This window comes from Blautia hansenii DSM 20583, from assembly GCF_002222595.2.
GTDB classification, from domain to species: domain Bacteria; phylum Bacillota; class Clostridia; order Lachnospirales; family Lachnospiraceae; genus Blautia; species Blautia hansenii.
The window spans coordinates 783,368-797,015 of record NZ_CP022413.2 but is presented as its reverse complement, the minus strand read 5'-3'; the positions used below and the strand labels follow the sequence as shown (position 1 = coordinate 797,015).

Sequence of the window (13,648 nt, the reverse complement as noted above, 5' to 3'; positions counted from 1 at the left end):
TACCTCACTTACGCAAACATGGCTTTTACTTCCTGCTGCGTAATCTCTGTAAAGTCTGCCTCTGTAAGTGCAGTAAGTCCTTTGGTTACTGTAAATTTTCCTGTCTTGTTGTCATACGCAAGCCCCGTTACTACATTGCCTGCCCCCGTAGACGCTACGCTTAAGTCGTCCAGCTGGATAAGCCCCGCTACTGCTGCATTGATTGCCTTAGTAACGTCTGCGGTCTTGGCGTATGCTGTCAGCGCATTTGCAATGGCTGCCGTTACTTCTGTGGTCTTGGCATAGCTGCTTAAGTCTACTTTCCAGTCGCCTACCTTTTCCAGCTTTCCGTCAATTACCATGTACTCACTGTAAAGGTTTCCTGCCTCTCCGTCGGTATTCTTTACCATGTAGATTTTCTTTTCTGCACCGTCTGCCGCTACGTTAATATCTGCCGTACTGTCTACCATTACACGGCTTAAGTGGTCTGTTCCAGCAATCGCCGTGGAAATAGCGCTTGCTATCTCCGTTGCTGTCATTCCGTCTGTGATGCCGTAACCCGCAAGCGTGGTGGCTGCATTTGCCTTGCCGTTTATAAGTTTTTTCAAATCGTCTTCCAGATTTTCTACCGCTACCTTATCAAGCCCCCCCAGCGCTCCTATGGCGCTTTTCTCTGCGTAGCGGTCTTTAATTTCCGCTACCAGATAAGACAGCGTATTATAAGTTACTCTTTTAATCGCCATTCTGTCTGTTTCTCCTATCCGAATAAGTTCTTGATATCTTCCTCGTTTACCTCGTCGTCTGTACTGTCCGGCGTTTCGCCGCCTGTGTATTCACTGGATAGGCTTAAATGAGTTTTCAAGCACTCGTAAGACTTCCAAAACTGCTCTGATTTATCAGAATAGCCAAACTCTGCCTTGCAGTATAAGGTAATTGCCCTAATAATCAGTGCGTCTGTTTCATCCAGTTTCTTTACGCCTACGTCCTGCAAATCCATTTTGCAGGCGGCTATACAGTCGTTTATTTCCTCTGTGATTTTCTCACTGGTGCTGCTTATACGCAGCGCCGCCCGCATCTTCTCGGTTAATGTTGTGGTATCTGCTGCCATAGCCTGCACCCTCTTTCTTACTCTGTCATTACTACTGCTACGCCTGCCTCTTCCAGAACTGCTGCACGCTCTCTGCTTACTGTGTAAATATCCCCCGTATCCTTAATCTGGTTTAATTCCTTGTCAAGAAAACGGCGCTTTGCTTTCACTTTTACCAGCCCTGCTGCTTTCTTTTCTTCCTCGGCTTTGGCTACTGCCTCTGCCGCTGCCTTTTCCTCTTCGGCTTTGGCTGCCGCCTCTGCCGCTGCCTTTTCCTCTTCGGCTTTGGCTGCCGCCTCTGCCGCTGCCTTTTCCTCTTCGGCTTTGGCTGCCGCCTCTGCCGCTGCCTTTTCCTCTTCGGCTTTGGCTGCCGCCTCTGCCGCTGCCTTTTCCTCTTCGGCTTTGGCTGCCGCCTCTGCCGCTGCCTTTTCCTCTTCGGCTTTGGCTGCCGCCTCTGCCGCTGCCTTTTCCTCTTCGGCTTTGGCTGCCGCCTCTGCCGCTGCCTTTTCCTCTTCGGCTTTGGCTGCCGCCTCTGCCGCTGCCTTTTCCTCTTCGGCTTTGGCTGCTGCCTCTGCCGCTGCCTCGGCTGCTACTTTTTTATCCTCTTCCGTAAGCTCGCTGTCGTCTGGTATGTCTACCTCGACGGCTGCGCAGCGTGCAGCAATTTCTTTCTTTGTTCCCTCTGCATCTACGCCCAGCTGCTTTGCCAGTTCCTGCAAATCTGCTTTATTATAGCTTTCCAACTGCTTTACGTCTAAATGTCCTTTCATTGCCTGCCTCGCTTTCTTACACTGCTGTTACGCCCTTTTTAACTAAGATAATGCCCGCAGCGTCAGCTACTTTGCCGTCCACAACCATTAAGCACTTATTCTTAATCTTGTTGTTGTCGTGGTCTGTCCACTTCACTACCTGCATTTCCATGTTGGTATTGATAACGTAATCGGAGAAATTCATAAATACTGCGATTACGTCGCCCTCGTTTGCGTCGTCCCAGCTCGGTAAAACGTCGTCCTCTACTGTTTCTACGTTCTTACCCATGAAACGGTATGTTTCCTCTCCGTTTACGCCGTAGTTTGTGCGTCCGATAGGCTGCCCATTCTCATCTTCCATACCGTCAATGCCAGTATCAAAAGTGGACTGGTTCATAACAAAACTGCCGTTTCTGTACGCCTTTTTCATTTTTCCTTTTACCTTGTGCCAGCCGTTCCAGCTTGCGTACTCTTCCGGTGTCAGAGTAATTACAGCTGTTACCCTGCTGTCTTTCAGAACGCCCAGCGGCTGCCCCTCGCCTGTACCGTTGAAAATAGCAATTTCAATAGCCTTTACCATTGCCTCTGTTGCCATAGGTACAAACAAATCAGTAAACATTTTCAGCGTTACTACATTCGCTAAAATGCTCTGGGAAATTTTGCACTCCAAACCGTAATAATTGAATGTTACGGAATTTTTAGCAGATGCTTTCTGGTCGTCGCTGCTCTTTTCCTCTGTAATCCAGTGCGCAGTAGGCTTTAAGTCTGCAATCGGAATGGAAACGCCGCCCTGTACGTTAATCTTGCGCACCTTTGCATAAATGCTGCCGTAGCTTTCCAGTTTCTGAATGATTTCATTCATAATAGTTGTCGGAATTACAGCGCCACTGTCTGCTGTGGTGGTGGTTTCAGCTGCTCTGTACTCTGCCGGAATAGCAACGCCTCTGCATACATAATTCATAAACGCTTTTCTGTATGCCATAGTGTCGTATTTGTCCTCTGGTTCTCCTGCTCCTGCGCCGCCTGCTCCCTTGAAATTTCTAAGCAACGTGGTATCTGCTCCCGCTCCACCTGTCGGCTCTCCTGCTGCAATTCTTTCAAGCAGCTTTTTGCGTTTCTCTGCCGCTGCCAGTAAAGCGGTGCGCTCTTCCTGCAAGTCTGTTACCTCTGTTTCCAGTTTTGTAATTTCCTCGTCTGTAAGCTCTGCCGCTCTGGTGTTAAGCTCTTCTTTGATTTCGGCTAATCTTGCCTCAATTTCCTTTAATCTCATAATCTGTGTTCTCCTTTTTTGTTTTTGGTTTTTATAAGCTCGCCTTAATCTTTAGTATTGCTGCCCGCCTCTTAAGCAACTCCTGCCGCTCTCGCTCGTAACTCCTACTCGCAAAAGCACGGGCGCTTATTTCAGTATCGTTATTTGCCGGAATGCTCACGGCTGATACATCATAAACCTTTTTGATTTTCAAAATTGTTCTTGTATGTGTTTCTCTGTCGTAACTTTCCTCTGCCACTGTAAACGCCCATGACATTTTAGTAATCATTCCTGCGCTTATGTCCTGATACAGCCCACGGGCTAAGTCTGTCCGGCTTAAGTCTGCTGCCACAAAAAGCCCCTTTACGTCCGGCTCTAAAATCAGCGTATTATTTGACTGTCTGGCAAATACTCTGCCTTCATGGTCGTACTGCATGATAACGTCGCTCATGTCTGCGCTGTCTAATGCGTGTGCGTCTATTCTTTCGTAAATCTTTGTGCCGTCCTCAAACTCATATAAAAGGTATGGCGCATTAAATGTAGTAGCGTAGCCCTCTACGTAGCACTCCGACTGTAAACGCTTTTCGCCGGAACTCTGCGCAGCCAGAGGCGCTACCAGCGTTCTATATTCCCGCTCTTTCTTAACTGGCATTATTTACACCCTCTTTCTCTTCCTGTCCGTTCTGCGGCTCTTCTCCTGCTGCTGGTTCTGTCTGCTGCGGTACTTGCTGTATGATAACTGGCTGCTCACTTCCTTTGTGCAGCTCGCTTACCTCTGTATATTCCTTTCGGATATAATACTTTTCCCCGTCCTCAACGTGTGCCATGTTCCATATATCCATTACGCCGTTTCTGTTCAGTAGCGCACGGTCGAAAAGCTGTGTACTTACGCTTAACTTTGTGGCGTTGCTGGCGTATTGTAGGCGGTTTGCAGAAAAGAAAATAGCATTGCCGCAGGCTCTTTCTCTCTCTGTAAAGCTCATATTTGTCATAACAAGCGATAGCTGTATTGCAAACGGTTCTATTTTCCCCTCGTAGTAAGCGTTCCACGTATTTTCATCAAATTTATTTTGCAGAATATCCATATTTGTACCAAAATGCGTACATACATTTTCCTGTATGTGCTGCATCTGCAATGCGTTTGGTGTATATGGTTTGCTTTCTACCTGTTTCAGCTCACTAAACTTGTTATCATAAATAATCATGCCGCTATCGTTGTCGGCGCTTAAGTTATCCTCTGTAAAGCGTTTCCGCTCTTTCTTTATATCCTCTGGTTTCAGCATATTTGCCACCTTTGCCAGAAAACGGATATTTGCAGAATTTTTTACAGCGTTTATAATTCCCTCATTCTGCGTATGTATCAGCTGCATAGTTGGTGCAAGCGTGCTGTTGTCCTCTCCGAAAAGGTCGTCTTTATATTCAAAGTCTGTCATAATGCCTACACGCTCAAACTCAATAGCTCCATAGCTGCCATTTGCAAACAGATACCGTAAATATAACTGCCCCTCACTCTCTACCACCTCGCAGCGTTCAGCCCGCAACGGATACCAGCCACACAAGCGCCCGTATTCATCCTCGATAGGTATAATAAAAGCGGTGTGTTCCACCGCTACATACGTTGCCAGACGCTTTATAAATTTTGTTGTATCCATGAAGTAGTTGGGTTTATGCTGCAATGTCTTTTCCAGCGACTTAAGGGCGCTGCCCTCTATCTCCGGCTTTAGCTTGCTGCAATGTGTGGCAAAATTATTTATAGCCGTTCTGGTTAAATCCATTTCATACACGCCGCCGCTAAAGCTGGTAAACGTCGGGCTGTATCCGTTCAGCATTTTGAAATAATTACCTATGGCTTTTAATTCTTTGCCATGAAAAAGATAGTCTAAAAATTTCATGCCGTTTACACTCCTTTCTATGCGGCATTTTTAAGCAGCTCGCCGCACTCTTCCCAGTATTTCTGCCGCACGGTCATTGCATCTATGACAGATACAAAGCCGTCGATATGCGCCCGCTGCTCGATTTTTATAGATCTGAATTTTCTTGTTTCCATGTTGTGCTTAAGCGCAACATTTAAGAAATGTGTCTTTAGTAAATTGTTGTCGGCAATCTTAAAATCGCCGTCTTTTATGATGCCCTCAAACTCCCGTATAACTGGTGTAAGGTTTTCGCCTTGGTAAACGTCGTCCATGTGAAAACCATAATTTGCCATATCGGTAATAAGGTACTGGGCGCTGTATCTGTCGTAGCCGATTTTCAGAGGTCGTATACCGTAATTTTCCAGCAGCATAGTAAACCAGCTGTAAACGTCGTGGTAGTCTACGTAATTCTCGCCGCTTAAGGTTATCAGTCCCTTTCTTACAAATATGTCATACGGCACGCCGTCTGTAGCCTGTAGGTATTCCAGCCTGCCCCGTGGCATAAAGAACTGTGTAAACGCATATAGCGTGCCGTCTTTCTGAATAACCACGCTTGCTGCTGTTAGGTCTGTTGTCTGGCTTAAGTCGATACCGCCCACTGCGTAGCAGTCCCTAAAGTCTTCTAAGGTCTTTTCTACTCCGGCGTTCTCTACTGTCTGATATTCCAGCCATGCAATAGAGCTGTTCTGCTTGATATTGCAATACTTTGTAAGGAACTCTGCTTTTTTACTTAAGCTGCCCTCTGCTACGGCTATCTCGTCCATAAAGAAACTTTCTTTTACGGATACACCCATGTTAGGGTTAGCCTTTTTCAGTTCGTCTATGTCGTTCCACTTCTCCACATCATCAATCATGTAAAGGAATGGTAATAGCCTGCGCTCTTTGCTGTTTCCTTTCAAGAAACTTGTGCTACGTTTCATTAGTTCATCATAAATACTGTCGTTGATATATCCGGCAGTGCTTATGCTCAATATCATAGGTTGAGTACGTGCGCCTAAAGCGGATTTCATAACCTCATACTGTTTTAGTCCAGCGTCCCCGCTCCATGCTGCCATTTCATCACATACCACAAGCTGTGGGTTAAATCCGTCTGACTTCTTGGCATTAAAAGCAATCGGTTTTATTACCGTGTTGCTCTCCGCAATATAAATATCGCTGCGCCGTTTCTTTGCCAGCTCCGCTAACTCGTCCTCTGCCTGTACCATTTGATAAAATCCGTCGTACACCAGCGCCGCTTGGTCTAATTTCGGTGCTAAGCAGTATATTTCTTGTCCATACTCCGGCTCTAAGTACGCCATATATGCAATAATCGCAGATGCAAATAAACTTTTTCCGTTTTTTCTGCCAATTACAATAAAAATTTCACGGAAAATACGTATTTTTTCTGCGTCTTGTATGCCAAAAATAACAGAAACTATGGCTTTCTGCCATAGCTCCAACTTGATTAAATCATTACGTCCCTTGCTGTGGTGGCAAAAGTTCTCTATGAACCGTATAGCCTTATTCGCAGCCTTTGCATTAAAAAAATACTCCTGCTTTTGCAGCCCGTTTATAATGATTTCGTATATTTTCTTTATCCATTTTCCCGCTATGATTTCGCCGCTTGTAATCTTTGCGTGGTACTCATAGATATAATTTCGATAAGGCGGCAATATTGCTTACTCTTCCCGCAAAGCCGCCAGCCTGCTTGTCTTTCGTTTCGCAGCTGGTACTAATTCTGTAAGCTGCTTAATCACTGCTGCATAGTTCTTACTAAGCGCTATGTAGGTTTCTGCCTCTGGGCTTTTCTTTGTTCCCCACTGGTTCTGCCCGTTCTGGTACTCACTCGTCCAGCCGTCTTTTTCAAGTTTCGCCTGCAAGTCGTCCAGCTCAACGCTCATAAATGCAGCCTTTTCTATCAGCGGCGTTACTAATTTTCTTTTGTTTTCGTCTAAGTCCTTGAAAATTCCCTTAAGTCTGGTCTTTTCGGTCTTTATCCTCTGTTCTTTGGTTTTCTCTTTCTTTGTTGCCATTCCTTTACCCCGCTTTCCATTCCTGCGCCGCACCACACCCCCTACACCACCCGTGCGCACGCCCGTAGGGTAATTTTAGGGTATCCCCCTCGGTATTCGCCCCCTTTAATTATTTTTCTGATATGGGGGGAGTATGCCGCCGTTCTCGTCGAACCGATACCGCTTATGTCTCTCCTGTTTGTGGTGTTCCTTGTTGTGGCAGTCTTGGCACAACGCCTCTAAGTTATCCCAGCACAACGTAACGCTTATGTCGTTTATGTTCTCTCTGTTAAGCCAGCGCTTATGATGCACTATCTTTGCTGGTTGCCCGCAGCGTTCACAAATATAATCTTGTGACATTAAATAAGCGGCTCTGGTTTTTTCCCATGCCGCTGATAAATAAAAACTCTTAGCCCATGCTTTCATACTGTCCCCTCTCTTTCTTCATTCCCCAGCGCCCTAAGTTTCATGCGCTGGGTGGAGGCTAAAGAATGAATAGAAAAAGAGTAGGCAACTGCTGCCGCACATGGCTTAAGCTATCGCCTACTCATTTCATGCTACCATTGTATCTCTTTTGTTTTCCCATGTAAACACCACGTTTTTACCACGATATTACCCGCTGCTGCTCTGTTATCATTTCTCTTACTGGCACGCCTGCTGCTCTTAGCTGCTCGTATATACTCCTTATCTCGTGTCTAAACCAGCCTACATACTGCATGGGTACTGGCTGATATTGCCGCCCCATAAATGGGTTATCTGCATACGCTGCCACCTGTGAAAACTCATATAGCAGCAGTGGCTTACTCTGGTCTAATAATAGCCGCAATATATATGCTGTCGTTCTTCCGTGTAGCCGTCCCTCTGGCGGCTGCCATATCCCAGTTATTATATATAACCTCTGCCACTCGTAAAGCTCAAATCCTAACGCCTGCTCTATATGCTTTATCAACCTGTCTGCCGCCTGCTGTTCTCTCGCTGTTTCCCGCTTTCTTTTTATCCATGCTTTTATTTTTTCAAACACTTACTTTACCCTCTCTTCGTCAATCCCCCACAATAATACTGACAGCTCGTTTATGATGCCCGTAACCCAGCGCCTCGGTGTGTTCTTTCCTGTGTCCAGTTCCTCTGCAATTTCCGCATAGTCCATACCCTGCATGAAATACATTTCAAAAGCCTTGTACTCTACGCCTCTGCCTGCTGCCTCTCTGCGACGCTCTATCTCTTCTACTGCCTTGTCTATATGTGCTGTCATTATCAATGTCTTAAAGCGTGTGCGTCTGATACTCTCTAAGTATGTACGCTGCTGCTCGTCCGTCATGCCCTTAAGCTCTAACTGCTGCCCGTCGCTTATGGCGTTCTCGATATGAAAAACCGCATCACGGTAACATTTCATAAGCGTAAAAGTGTTGTGGTATTTCTCTTTCTTCCTCTCCTGCTTTTCCTGTCGTTTCAGTTCCGTTATTGCAGCCTTTGCCTGTTTCTGCATCAGCTCTGTTAATTCGCTTTCATGCAGTTGTACCCAGCTTTCAGCCTCTGGCGGCATTTCTACCCCTGCCGCCGCTGTTGTCTTTGTTTCTTCCTGCTCCATGTTCTGTACCTCGCTTTCTGTTAATTAAACGGCAGCTCTTCGTCTGCTCCCTCTGGGATATTCATAAACCCGTCACTCTCCGGCAGCTGCTGCCCTCTCGCCTCTGCCTCTGCTTTGCTCTCTCCAAAGCCTACGCTATTTGCCACAACCTCTGTGTAATATACCTTACTGCCCGTGCGCTGGCTCTCGTAGCTGCCTGTTTTAATCTTGCCAGTAACCTCTGCCCTACTGCCTTTGCTTAACCATTTCTGCGCCCATTCCGCAGTACGTCCGAAACACTTAATATTTATAAAATCTGTGTCTTTCCCGTCGTCTACCGCAAGCGTAAAGCGGGTAATAGCTGTGCTATTGTCCTGACCGCCATATCTAAGCTCTGGCTCTCTTGTAAGCCGCCCTGTAAGTGATACGTTATTCATTCTCTCTGCCCCTCTCTTCCAGTTTGTCCAGCTTTGAAAATATAGCCAGCAATTCCAGTGCTATAATTCCCAGTAAAATATTAGTCATTTTCTACCGCCTCGCTTTCTTCTCTCAATCCCGCTGCCATATTGCTAAACGCCGCTGCTACGTTCTCGCATAATGTCGCCAGTGCTGGCTTTATACTCTGCACCCAGCTGTTAATAGCTGCCGTCAATGTTTCTGCTGCTGTTGGCAATGTTTTATTTATCTGTCTTGCCATTTTTCTTGCAAGCCTGCGCTGTTTTCGCTTGTCCAGCTCTAACGGCGGGTTTACTCCGTGCTTTTTCTTGTAGTTCTTTTTCCACTGTCTGTATTTCATTCCTTGCGCCCCTTTCTCCACATTTTATACGGCAGTAGCCATACTGGCGCTGTTATTATCAACGCCAGTATAGCTACACATATCAGCATATATACCGCTATGTCTACTGCTGCCTGTCCAAATTCTTCCACTGCATTTACTATGCCGTCCATATACTCAAACATTTACTACCCCGTTTTCCTGCTTAATCTCAATATTTCTGCCGCCTCGCTGCTTTATAATTGCCTCTACGTGCAAGTATGCAGGCAGCATAACCACGCTGCCTGTTCGTAACTGATATTCTGCGCTTTTCCTCATCTTCTCGTATTGCTCTGCCTTGCAAAATGCCGTACAACCCAGAATAATTGTAAATACCTGTGCTTTCTTCTTTTTCCGCTGCCGTCTATTCATGCTCTACCCCGCTTTCTGTGTCCGTTTCGGACACCTTACCCGTATAGTCTGTTACTCTGATACCCAGAATACAGTAGCCATCTGTAAGCCCTGTATAATCTTCCAGCATATAAATAATATCTGCATCAATCGTGCGCCCTGTATGCTTACCGTCCTTAAATTCCAGCATTTTAAGGCTGTCGCCCTGTTTATAGCCTCTGTCATTCTTCCGCAGTTCAAAGCCTTTTTTTCCGCTTACTACGTCCTCGTAATAAGATGCCGCTATTTTTATCTCATGCTGCTTATGCTCTGTGTTTCCCTCGCTTGGCAGATGCTCCATTTTTTCTGCGTCTGCCCGCTCCTGCAATTTCTTCTTTGTCTGGCGGTCTATAGCGTCCTGCTCTTCGCTGTACCGCTGTTCGTCCGTCTTTTCAGCCTCTGCCTTGTTTATGTACTGGTCGCATTTCTGGCACGTTCCCGTTTTTACGTTGCAGTCCTTGTATTTCTGGCAGGAATAGCACAAAGACGTTATGCTTTCTGGGTGCGGTGTCTCGTAATCGTCGCCCGCCTTTTTCTCGGCTACTTTTTCCGCTATCTCTTTTGCCCTTACGTTCTCGCCTGCTGCCGCTTTCTCTGCTATTTCTCTCTGCTCGTCCTCTCCCAGTTTTGCTGCCTCATACGCTGCTGTAATTCCTAATTTTCCCTCTTTCAGCTGCTCTTTAATCTCTGGCGTAGCATTGTTGTTGATTGCGTCCATTCTGGCTACGTTTGTGCTGCTTTCGTTTATCATAGCCGCCACTAAATCACGCATTTTGCCTTGTATCTCTAAGCCGTCCTCTTCCTTGGCTCTGATAAGTGCAGCTTTTGTGCGCTCTACTAATCTGGTTTTTTCATAGGCTGTAAGTTCCTGCGTATATCCGTTGCCCGCCAATAAGCGCAGCTCATACATTGCCTCGCTCATATCCATAAAGCGGTAAAGCACTTTCTCATACTCCTTATGCCCCCGCTCTAAGTTCAAAATATTTGCCGCATTACGTCTGTGTCCGTCGATTATACGGTATTCCCCATTTACTCTCGCCAATACTGTAGGCTGTTCCTGTCCTACGTGTAAAAAGCTGTCTGCCAGCTCTTCTATGTTCTCTAATTTCTGGTGTGTATTCTCCTGCGCTGCCTTTACCTCATAAGGGCTTAAATAAATCTCTTTGTATCCCTCTGTCTGTGCCTGTTGCCCTGCCGCTTTCGTCTTTGCGTTCAGAATGTCGTTAATGCCAAACTTTGCCATATTCTCTACCTCGCTTTCTTCTCTGTTCCCGTTCCCAGTCTTAAGCAGCCGCCGTTTTTATATGCCATGCACTTACTGCCGCTGCATCTTACAAACAAATTACGCACATTCCTTGCACCGTTCCTGTAATCTACCTGCATACTGCTTTTGAACGGGCAAAACCGTTTTTCTTTATCCATGCCCGCTACCTCTCTTTCCCTGTATACGCTGTTACAAATTTCTTGTATCCCTGCGCCGCTCCGCAGCATGGGCTATACTCATAAATCGGCTTACGCATGAAAGTATTTTCTGCTACTTTCTTGGAATACCGAATAATACCCAAAATATTAAAATCTGTCTTTTGTTCCAGCCACTCTACGCCTGCTGCCTCGCCGTCTGTGTTCTGGTATGACGTAATCAGCACGCCTGCCAGCTTTAATGCTGGGTTAAATGCCTTTGCGTCCTCTATCTGCTCTGTCACAATGTCCAGCCCCTCTAAAGCGTCCTCGTCCACCTTTACGGGTACTATTACCTCGTCCGTGATTGCCAGCGCATTTACAACATTAAGCCCAATATCCGGCGGGTTATCAATGATGCAGTAATCATACTTGCCGTATATGGTGCAATCTCCGTAATACTGCATCTTTGCATATACCAGTGCTTTATATCTCTCTATCTGGTTTTCGCTGTCCTCTTTGGTTAAATTCCATGTAGCCCCAAATAATGACATATTCGCCGTTACAATGTCGATACCCTCATACTCTGTATGCTGTATCAGCTCGTCTGCGTTTTCCCAGTCCCCAGCCAGTAGCCTTGTAACTGGTGCTACGTTCTCTGCATCATATCTGCTGTACGCCTTGCTTAAGTTTCCCTGCTTATCGTTGTCAATCAGCAGCACCTTATAACCTCGCCTGTAAAGCTCATACGCCATGTTTGCCGCTGTAAAGGTCTTGGCTACGCCGCCCTTTAAATTCAAAATGCTTATTGTTTTCATTCTTTGCCTCTCTTTCCTGCGTCGCCCCTAACGCATGGTTACTGTTTCCTGTTCTTTTGTAAGCTCGTCTGAATGTAATAAATACTGCTCTATCAGCTGCGCTGCTGGCTGCCAGCCGTAGCAGACGGCGGTATAATAGCCCTGCTGCCGCAGATACTCTAACCACTCTTTCTGTTTCTTGGTCGTCGTGTTCTCGCCTGCCTTAAGCTCTATGTAAAGCCCATGATACCCAGCCCTTGCGGCTGGTAGCATAATGTCTGGCACGCCAGCCTTTACGCCCTGCCTCTTAAGCACCGCTGCTGTTGCTTTATCACGTTTGCCGCCGTTTGGCACATGATACATATATTGCAGTTCCGGCATAATCTCTGTTCTGTATGCAGCCCAGCTAAATAATGCCTCTTGATGCCCGCTTTCGTCGTCCAGTCTAAAGTTTCTCATTTTCTCGCCTCGCTCTCTGCTTAAATTCTACATACTGGCAAATTCTAAAAGGTAGCCCGTCCTTATGCGGCTTGCTGTTCTCTATCACCAAAAGCGTTATTGTTTCCTCGCTTTGTAGTCCTGCATTTCCCAGTACGTCCCAGCGGCATATATCGTAGTATCTGCACCGCAGGCAGCAGCGCTTACAGTCCTTGCCTTTCTGGAATAACCAGTATTTAATTTTTTCTATCATGTTTTCTGCCCTTTCTGCTGCCGCTGTCTTTCCAGCTCTCTTGCTGTTCAAAAATAGCCGCCGCAATTCTAAACGCCAGATATGCTGCCACAATCAGCGCCAGCAGTCCGGCTATTATCAACACTGCTGCAATGGCAATGCCCTTGATTATCTGCATTTCAGCCCCCCCTATCTGTTATTTTTACTAAGGTGTATCTTAAATACCCATAGCCGTAATACTCTGGGCTGTGTACCCCCATGCTTACGCTGTTCTTGTCCACGTAATAGCCCTTTATTGCCTTTGGCTCTTTCTTGAAATACTCACGGTCTGAAATTATGTGATACTCTGGCTCTGGTCTTACTAAATTCTTGCTGCAATTCCAGCGCTTACCCTGTAATGCTCCGTCAGTACCCTTTTTGTGCGTTCCTGTGTACTTGATTAAATAGCTTGCCAGTTCTGCATAGTTGCCGCTGTCGTCCAGAGGGAATACCTTTACTCTGTTATGCCCCTCGTATGCCTTATACCAGCAGCGCTGTAAAATCTCTGTGTCAATTTTATTTACTACAAGGTGGTGATGCCTCGCACCTTTCTTGCCTATCTCCATAACGTGTATGTATTTGAACTCTAACCCTGCTTTTCTGTACTCCTTTCTGCACTCCCTCAAAAATACGTCTATGTCCTGCCGCATCTGCTCCGGCGTTCTGTCCGACTCTCCTTTCCTGCGGATATAGTCAAGCACTAAATGGTAGTCCCCATAGCCATAGTTTGCATTTATGAGTATCCTTAACTTTCTCTCTGCCTGTCTGGTGTTTACTTTCTCCTGCTCTTCTTTTGTTGGCTTTACCTTATCCCCTCTGCTGATACCTTTCTTTTTGTATCTGCTGGTAAAGTACCTCTCTATCTCTATCGTATTTCCCGCTTTTGTTACCCTCTCTACGTACGGCATATATCTACCTCTCTGTCGGTTCGTTAATACTTTTATCAAGTGTTAAAACGGGCTGCCTGCCCGTTAAATTTCTTGACTTTGCGCCATACATAGCTTA

General features: G+C 46.2%; 22 protein-coding genes. All 22 read right to left on the bottom strand.

Annotated features, from left to right (window positions below; genetic code table 11):
• Positions 1-8 precede the first annotated feature (8 nt).
• The 22 genes from CGC63_RS04040 to CGC63_RS03940 all read right to left on the bottom strand — a co-directional run bounded on the left by CGC63_RS04040 (position 9) and on the right by CGC63_RS03940 (position 13,551).
• Positions 9-722, bottom strand: a complete 714-nt coding sequence (locus CGC63_RS04040) for a hypothetical protein (RefSeq protein WP_003023344.1) — start codon at positions 720-722, stop codon at positions 9-11.
• 14 nt (positions 723-736) lie between these two features.
• Entirely contained in the window at positions 737-1,087 is a 351-nt protein-coding gene (locus tag CGC63_RS04035; RefSeq protein WP_003023345.1) for a phage head-tail connector protein, read from the bottom strand.
• 17 nt (positions 1,088-1,104) lie between these two features.
• Positions 1,105-1,836 (bottom strand): hypothetical protein, encoded by a 732-nt coding sequence (locus CGC63_RS04030; protein ID WP_096637043.1) that lies wholly within the window; start codon positions 1,834-1,836, stop codon positions 1,105-1,107.
• Between the two features lie 16 nt (positions 1,837-1,852).
• Entirely contained in the window at positions 1,853-3,085 is a 1,233-nt protein-coding gene (locus CGC63_RS04025; RefSeq protein ID WP_003023352.1) for a phage major capsid protein, read from the bottom strand.
• 31 nt (positions 3,086-3,116) lie between these two features.
• Positions 3,117-3,716, bottom strand: a complete 600-nt coding sequence (locus CGC63_RS04020) for an HK97 family phage prohead protease (protein WP_003023355.1) — start codon at positions 3,714-3,716, stop codon at positions 3,117-3,119.
• Complete coding sequence (locus CGC63_RS04015; protein ID WP_003023358.1) at positions 3,706-4,956, bottom strand: phage portal protein; 1,251 nt, start codon at positions 4,954-4,956, stop codon at positions 3,706-3,708. The genes CGC63_RS04020 and CGC63_RS04015 overlap by 11 nt, the downstream gene beginning before the upstream one ends.
• 17 nt (positions 4,957-4,973) lie before the next feature.
• Positions 4,974-6,629 (bottom strand): terminase large subunit, encoded by a 1,656-nt coding sequence (locus CGC63_RS04010; RefSeq protein WP_003023360.1) that lies wholly within the window; start codon positions 6,627-6,629, stop codon positions 4,974-4,976.
• Between the two features lie 6 nt (positions 6,630-6,635).
• Positions 6,636-6,989 carry a hypothetical protein gene (locus CGC63_RS04005; RefSeq protein ID WP_154253358.1) on the bottom strand — a complete coding sequence of 118 codons (354 nt, stop codon included), beginning with the start codon at positions 6,987-6,989 and terminating at the stop codon, positions 6,636-6,638.
• A 105-nt stretch (positions 6,990-7,094) separates the two neighbouring features.
• Positions 7,095-7,394 (bottom strand): HNH endonuclease, encoded by a 300-nt coding sequence (locus tag CGC63_RS04000; RefSeq protein ID WP_002591264.1) that lies wholly within the window; start codon positions 7,392-7,394, stop codon positions 7,095-7,097.
• A gap of 175 nt (positions 7,395-7,569) precedes the next feature.
• Positions 7,570-7,989, bottom strand: coding sequence for a hypothetical protein (locus CGC63_RS03995; protein WP_002591263.1), 420 nt, complete (start codon positions 7,987-7,989; stop codon positions 7,570-7,572).
• A complete protein-coding gene (locus CGC63_RS03990) occupies positions 7,990-8,556 on the bottom strand; it encodes a sigma-70 family RNA polymerase sigma factor (RefSeq protein ID WP_003023366.1) in 567 nt (188 codons plus the stop codon).
• Between the two features lie 20 nt (positions 8,557-8,576).
• Positions 8,577-8,972, bottom strand: a complete 396-nt coding sequence (locus tag CGC63_RS03985) for a single-stranded DNA-binding protein (protein ID WP_002591261.1) — start codon at positions 8,970-8,972, stop codon at positions 8,577-8,579.
• Positions 8,973-9,052: 80 nt separating this feature from the next.
• Positions 9,053-9,331, bottom strand: a complete 279-nt coding sequence (locus CGC63_RS03980; protein WP_002591259.1) for a hypothetical protein — start codon at positions 9,329-9,331, stop codon at positions 9,053-9,055.
• Positions 9,328-9,483: a hypothetical protein gene (locus CGC63_RS15410; RefSeq protein WP_207653331.1), complete on the bottom strand. Its 156-nt coding sequence runs from the start codon at positions 9,481-9,483 to the stop codon at positions 9,328-9,330. The genes CGC63_RS03980 and CGC63_RS15410 overlap by 4 nt, the downstream gene beginning before the upstream one ends.
• Before the next feature lie 4 nt (positions 9,484-9,487).
• Complete coding sequence (locus CGC63_RS03975) at positions 9,488-9,721, bottom strand: hypothetical protein (protein WP_003023374.1); 234 nt, start codon at positions 9,719-9,721, stop codon at positions 9,488-9,490.
• Positions 9,714-10,982, bottom strand: coding sequence for a ParB/RepB/Spo0J family partition protein (locus CGC63_RS03970; protein WP_003023376.1), 1,269 nt, complete (start codon positions 10,980-10,982; stop codon positions 9,714-9,716). The genes CGC63_RS03975 and CGC63_RS03970 overlap by 8 nt, the downstream gene beginning before the upstream one ends.
• Before the next feature lie 5 nt (positions 10,983-10,987).
• On the bottom strand, positions 10,988-11,161 hold the full coding sequence (locus CGC63_RS03965) for a hypothetical protein (protein ID WP_003023380.1): 174 nt from the start codon (positions 11,159-11,161) through the stop codon (positions 10,988-10,990).
• A gap of 5 nt (positions 11,162-11,166) precedes the next feature.
• Positions 11,167-11,955 carry a ParA family protein gene (locus CGC63_RS03960; RefSeq protein ID WP_003023383.1) on the bottom strand — a complete coding sequence of 263 codons (789 nt, stop codon included), beginning with the start codon at positions 11,953-11,955 and terminating at the stop codon, positions 11,167-11,169.
• A 27-nt stretch (positions 11,956-11,982) separates the two neighbouring features.
• Entirely contained in the window at positions 11,983-12,393 is a 411-nt protein-coding gene (locus CGC63_RS03955) for a VRR-NUC domain-containing protein (RefSeq protein WP_003023388.1), read from the bottom strand.
• Positions 12,380-12,625, bottom strand: coding sequence for a hypothetical protein (locus CGC63_RS03950; protein ID WP_003023391.1), 246 nt, complete (start codon positions 12,623-12,625; stop codon positions 12,380-12,382). Before CGC63_RS03950 ends, CGC63_RS03955 begins: the two co-directional genes overlap by 14 nt.
• The gene (locus CGC63_RS03945; protein WP_003023394.1) at positions 12,609-12,782 is read right to left on the bottom strand and encodes a hypothetical protein; all 174 of its coding nucleotides are present in this window, start codon (positions 12,780-12,782) and stop codon (positions 12,609-12,611) included. Before CGC63_RS03945 ends, CGC63_RS03950 begins: the two co-directional genes overlap by 17 nt.
• A gap of 1 nt (position 12,783) precedes the next feature.
• The gene (locus tag CGC63_RS03940) at positions 12,784-13,551 is read right to left on the bottom strand and encodes a rolling circle replication-associated protein (protein ID WP_003023397.1); all 768 of its coding nucleotides are present in this window, start codon (positions 13,549-13,551) and stop codon (positions 12,784-12,786) included.
• Between the last annotated feature and the right edge of the window lie 97 nt (positions 13,552-13,648).

Excerpts from the sequence above, each read along its gene's own strand:
- CGC63_RS04040 (WP_003023344.1), bottom strand. The coding sequence starts at position 722 with ATGGCGATTAAAAGAGTAACTTATAATACGCTGTCTTATCTGGTAGCG.
- CGC63_RS04035 (WP_003023345.1), bottom strand. The coding sequence starts at position 1,087 with ATGGCAGCAGATACCACAACATTAACCGAGAAGATGCGGGCGGCGCTG.
- CGC63_RS04030 (WP_096637043.1), bottom strand. The coding sequence starts at position 1,836 with ATGAAAGGACATTTAGACGTAAAGCAGTTGGAAAGCTATAATAAAGCA.
- CGC63_RS04025 (WP_003023352.1), bottom strand. The coding sequence starts at position 3,085 with ATGAGATTAAAGGAAATTGAGGCAAGATTAGCCGAAATCAAAGAAGAG.
- CGC63_RS04020 (WP_003023355.1), bottom strand. The coding sequence starts at position 3,716 with ATGCCAGTTAAGAAAGAGCGGGAATATAGAACGCTGGTAGCGCCTCTG.
- CGC63_RS04015 (WP_003023358.1), bottom strand. The coding sequence starts at position 4,956 with ATGAAATTTTTAGACTATCTTTTTCATGGCAAAGAATTAAAAGCCATA.
- CGC63_RS04005 (WP_154253358.1), bottom strand. The coding sequence starts at position 6,989 with ATGGCAACAAAGAAAGAGAAAACCAAAGAACAGAGGATAAAGACCGAA.
- CGC63_RS04000 (WP_002591264.1), bottom strand. The coding sequence starts at position 7,394 with ATGAAAGCATGGGCTAAGAGTTTTTATTTATCAGCGGCATGGGAAAAA.
- CGC63_RS03990 (WP_003023366.1), bottom strand. The coding sequence starts at position 8,556 with ATGGAGCAGGAAGAAACAAAGACAACAGCGGCGGCAGGGGTAGAAATG.
- CGC63_RS03985 (WP_002591261.1), bottom strand. The coding sequence starts at position 8,972 with ATGAATAACGTATCACTTACAGGGCGGCTTACAAGAGAGCCAGAGCTT.
- CGC63_RS03980 (WP_002591259.1), bottom strand. The coding sequence starts at position 9,331 with ATGAAATACAGACAGTGGAAAAAGAACTACAAGAAAAAGCACGGAGTA.
- CGC63_RS15410 (WP_207653331.1), bottom strand. The coding sequence starts at position 9,483 with ATGGACGGCATAGTAAATGCAGTGGAAGAATTTGGACAGGCAGCAGTA.
- CGC63_RS03975 (WP_003023374.1), bottom strand. The coding sequence starts at position 9,721 with ATGAATAGACGGCAGCGGAAAAAGAAGAAAGCACAGGTATTTACAATT.
- CGC63_RS03970 (WP_003023376.1), bottom strand. The coding sequence starts at position 10,982 with ATGGCAAAGTTTGGCATTAACGACATTCTGAACGCAAAGACGAAAGCG.
- CGC63_RS03965 (WP_003023380.1), bottom strand. The coding sequence starts at position 11,161 with ATGGATAAAGAAAAACGGTTTTGCCCGTTCAAAAGCAGTATGCAGGTA.
- CGC63_RS03960 (WP_003023383.1), bottom strand. The coding sequence starts at position 11,955 with ATGAAAACAATAAGCATTTTGAATTTAAAGGGCGGCGTAGCCAAGACC.
- CGC63_RS03955 (WP_003023388.1), bottom strand. The coding sequence starts at position 12,393 with ATGAGAAACTTTAGACTGGACGACGAAAGCGGGCATCAAGAGGCATTA.
- CGC63_RS03950 (WP_003023391.1), bottom strand. The coding sequence starts at position 12,625 with ATGATAGAAAAAATTAAATACTGGTTATTCCAGAAAGGCAAGGACTGT.
- CGC63_RS03945 (WP_003023394.1), bottom strand. The coding sequence starts at position 12,782 with ATGCAGATAATCAAGGGCATTGCCATTGCAGCAGTGTTGATAATAGCC.
- CGC63_RS03940 (WP_003023397.1), bottom strand. The coding sequence starts at position 13,551 with ATGCCGTACGTAGAGAGGGTAACAAAAGCGGGAAATACGATAGAGATA.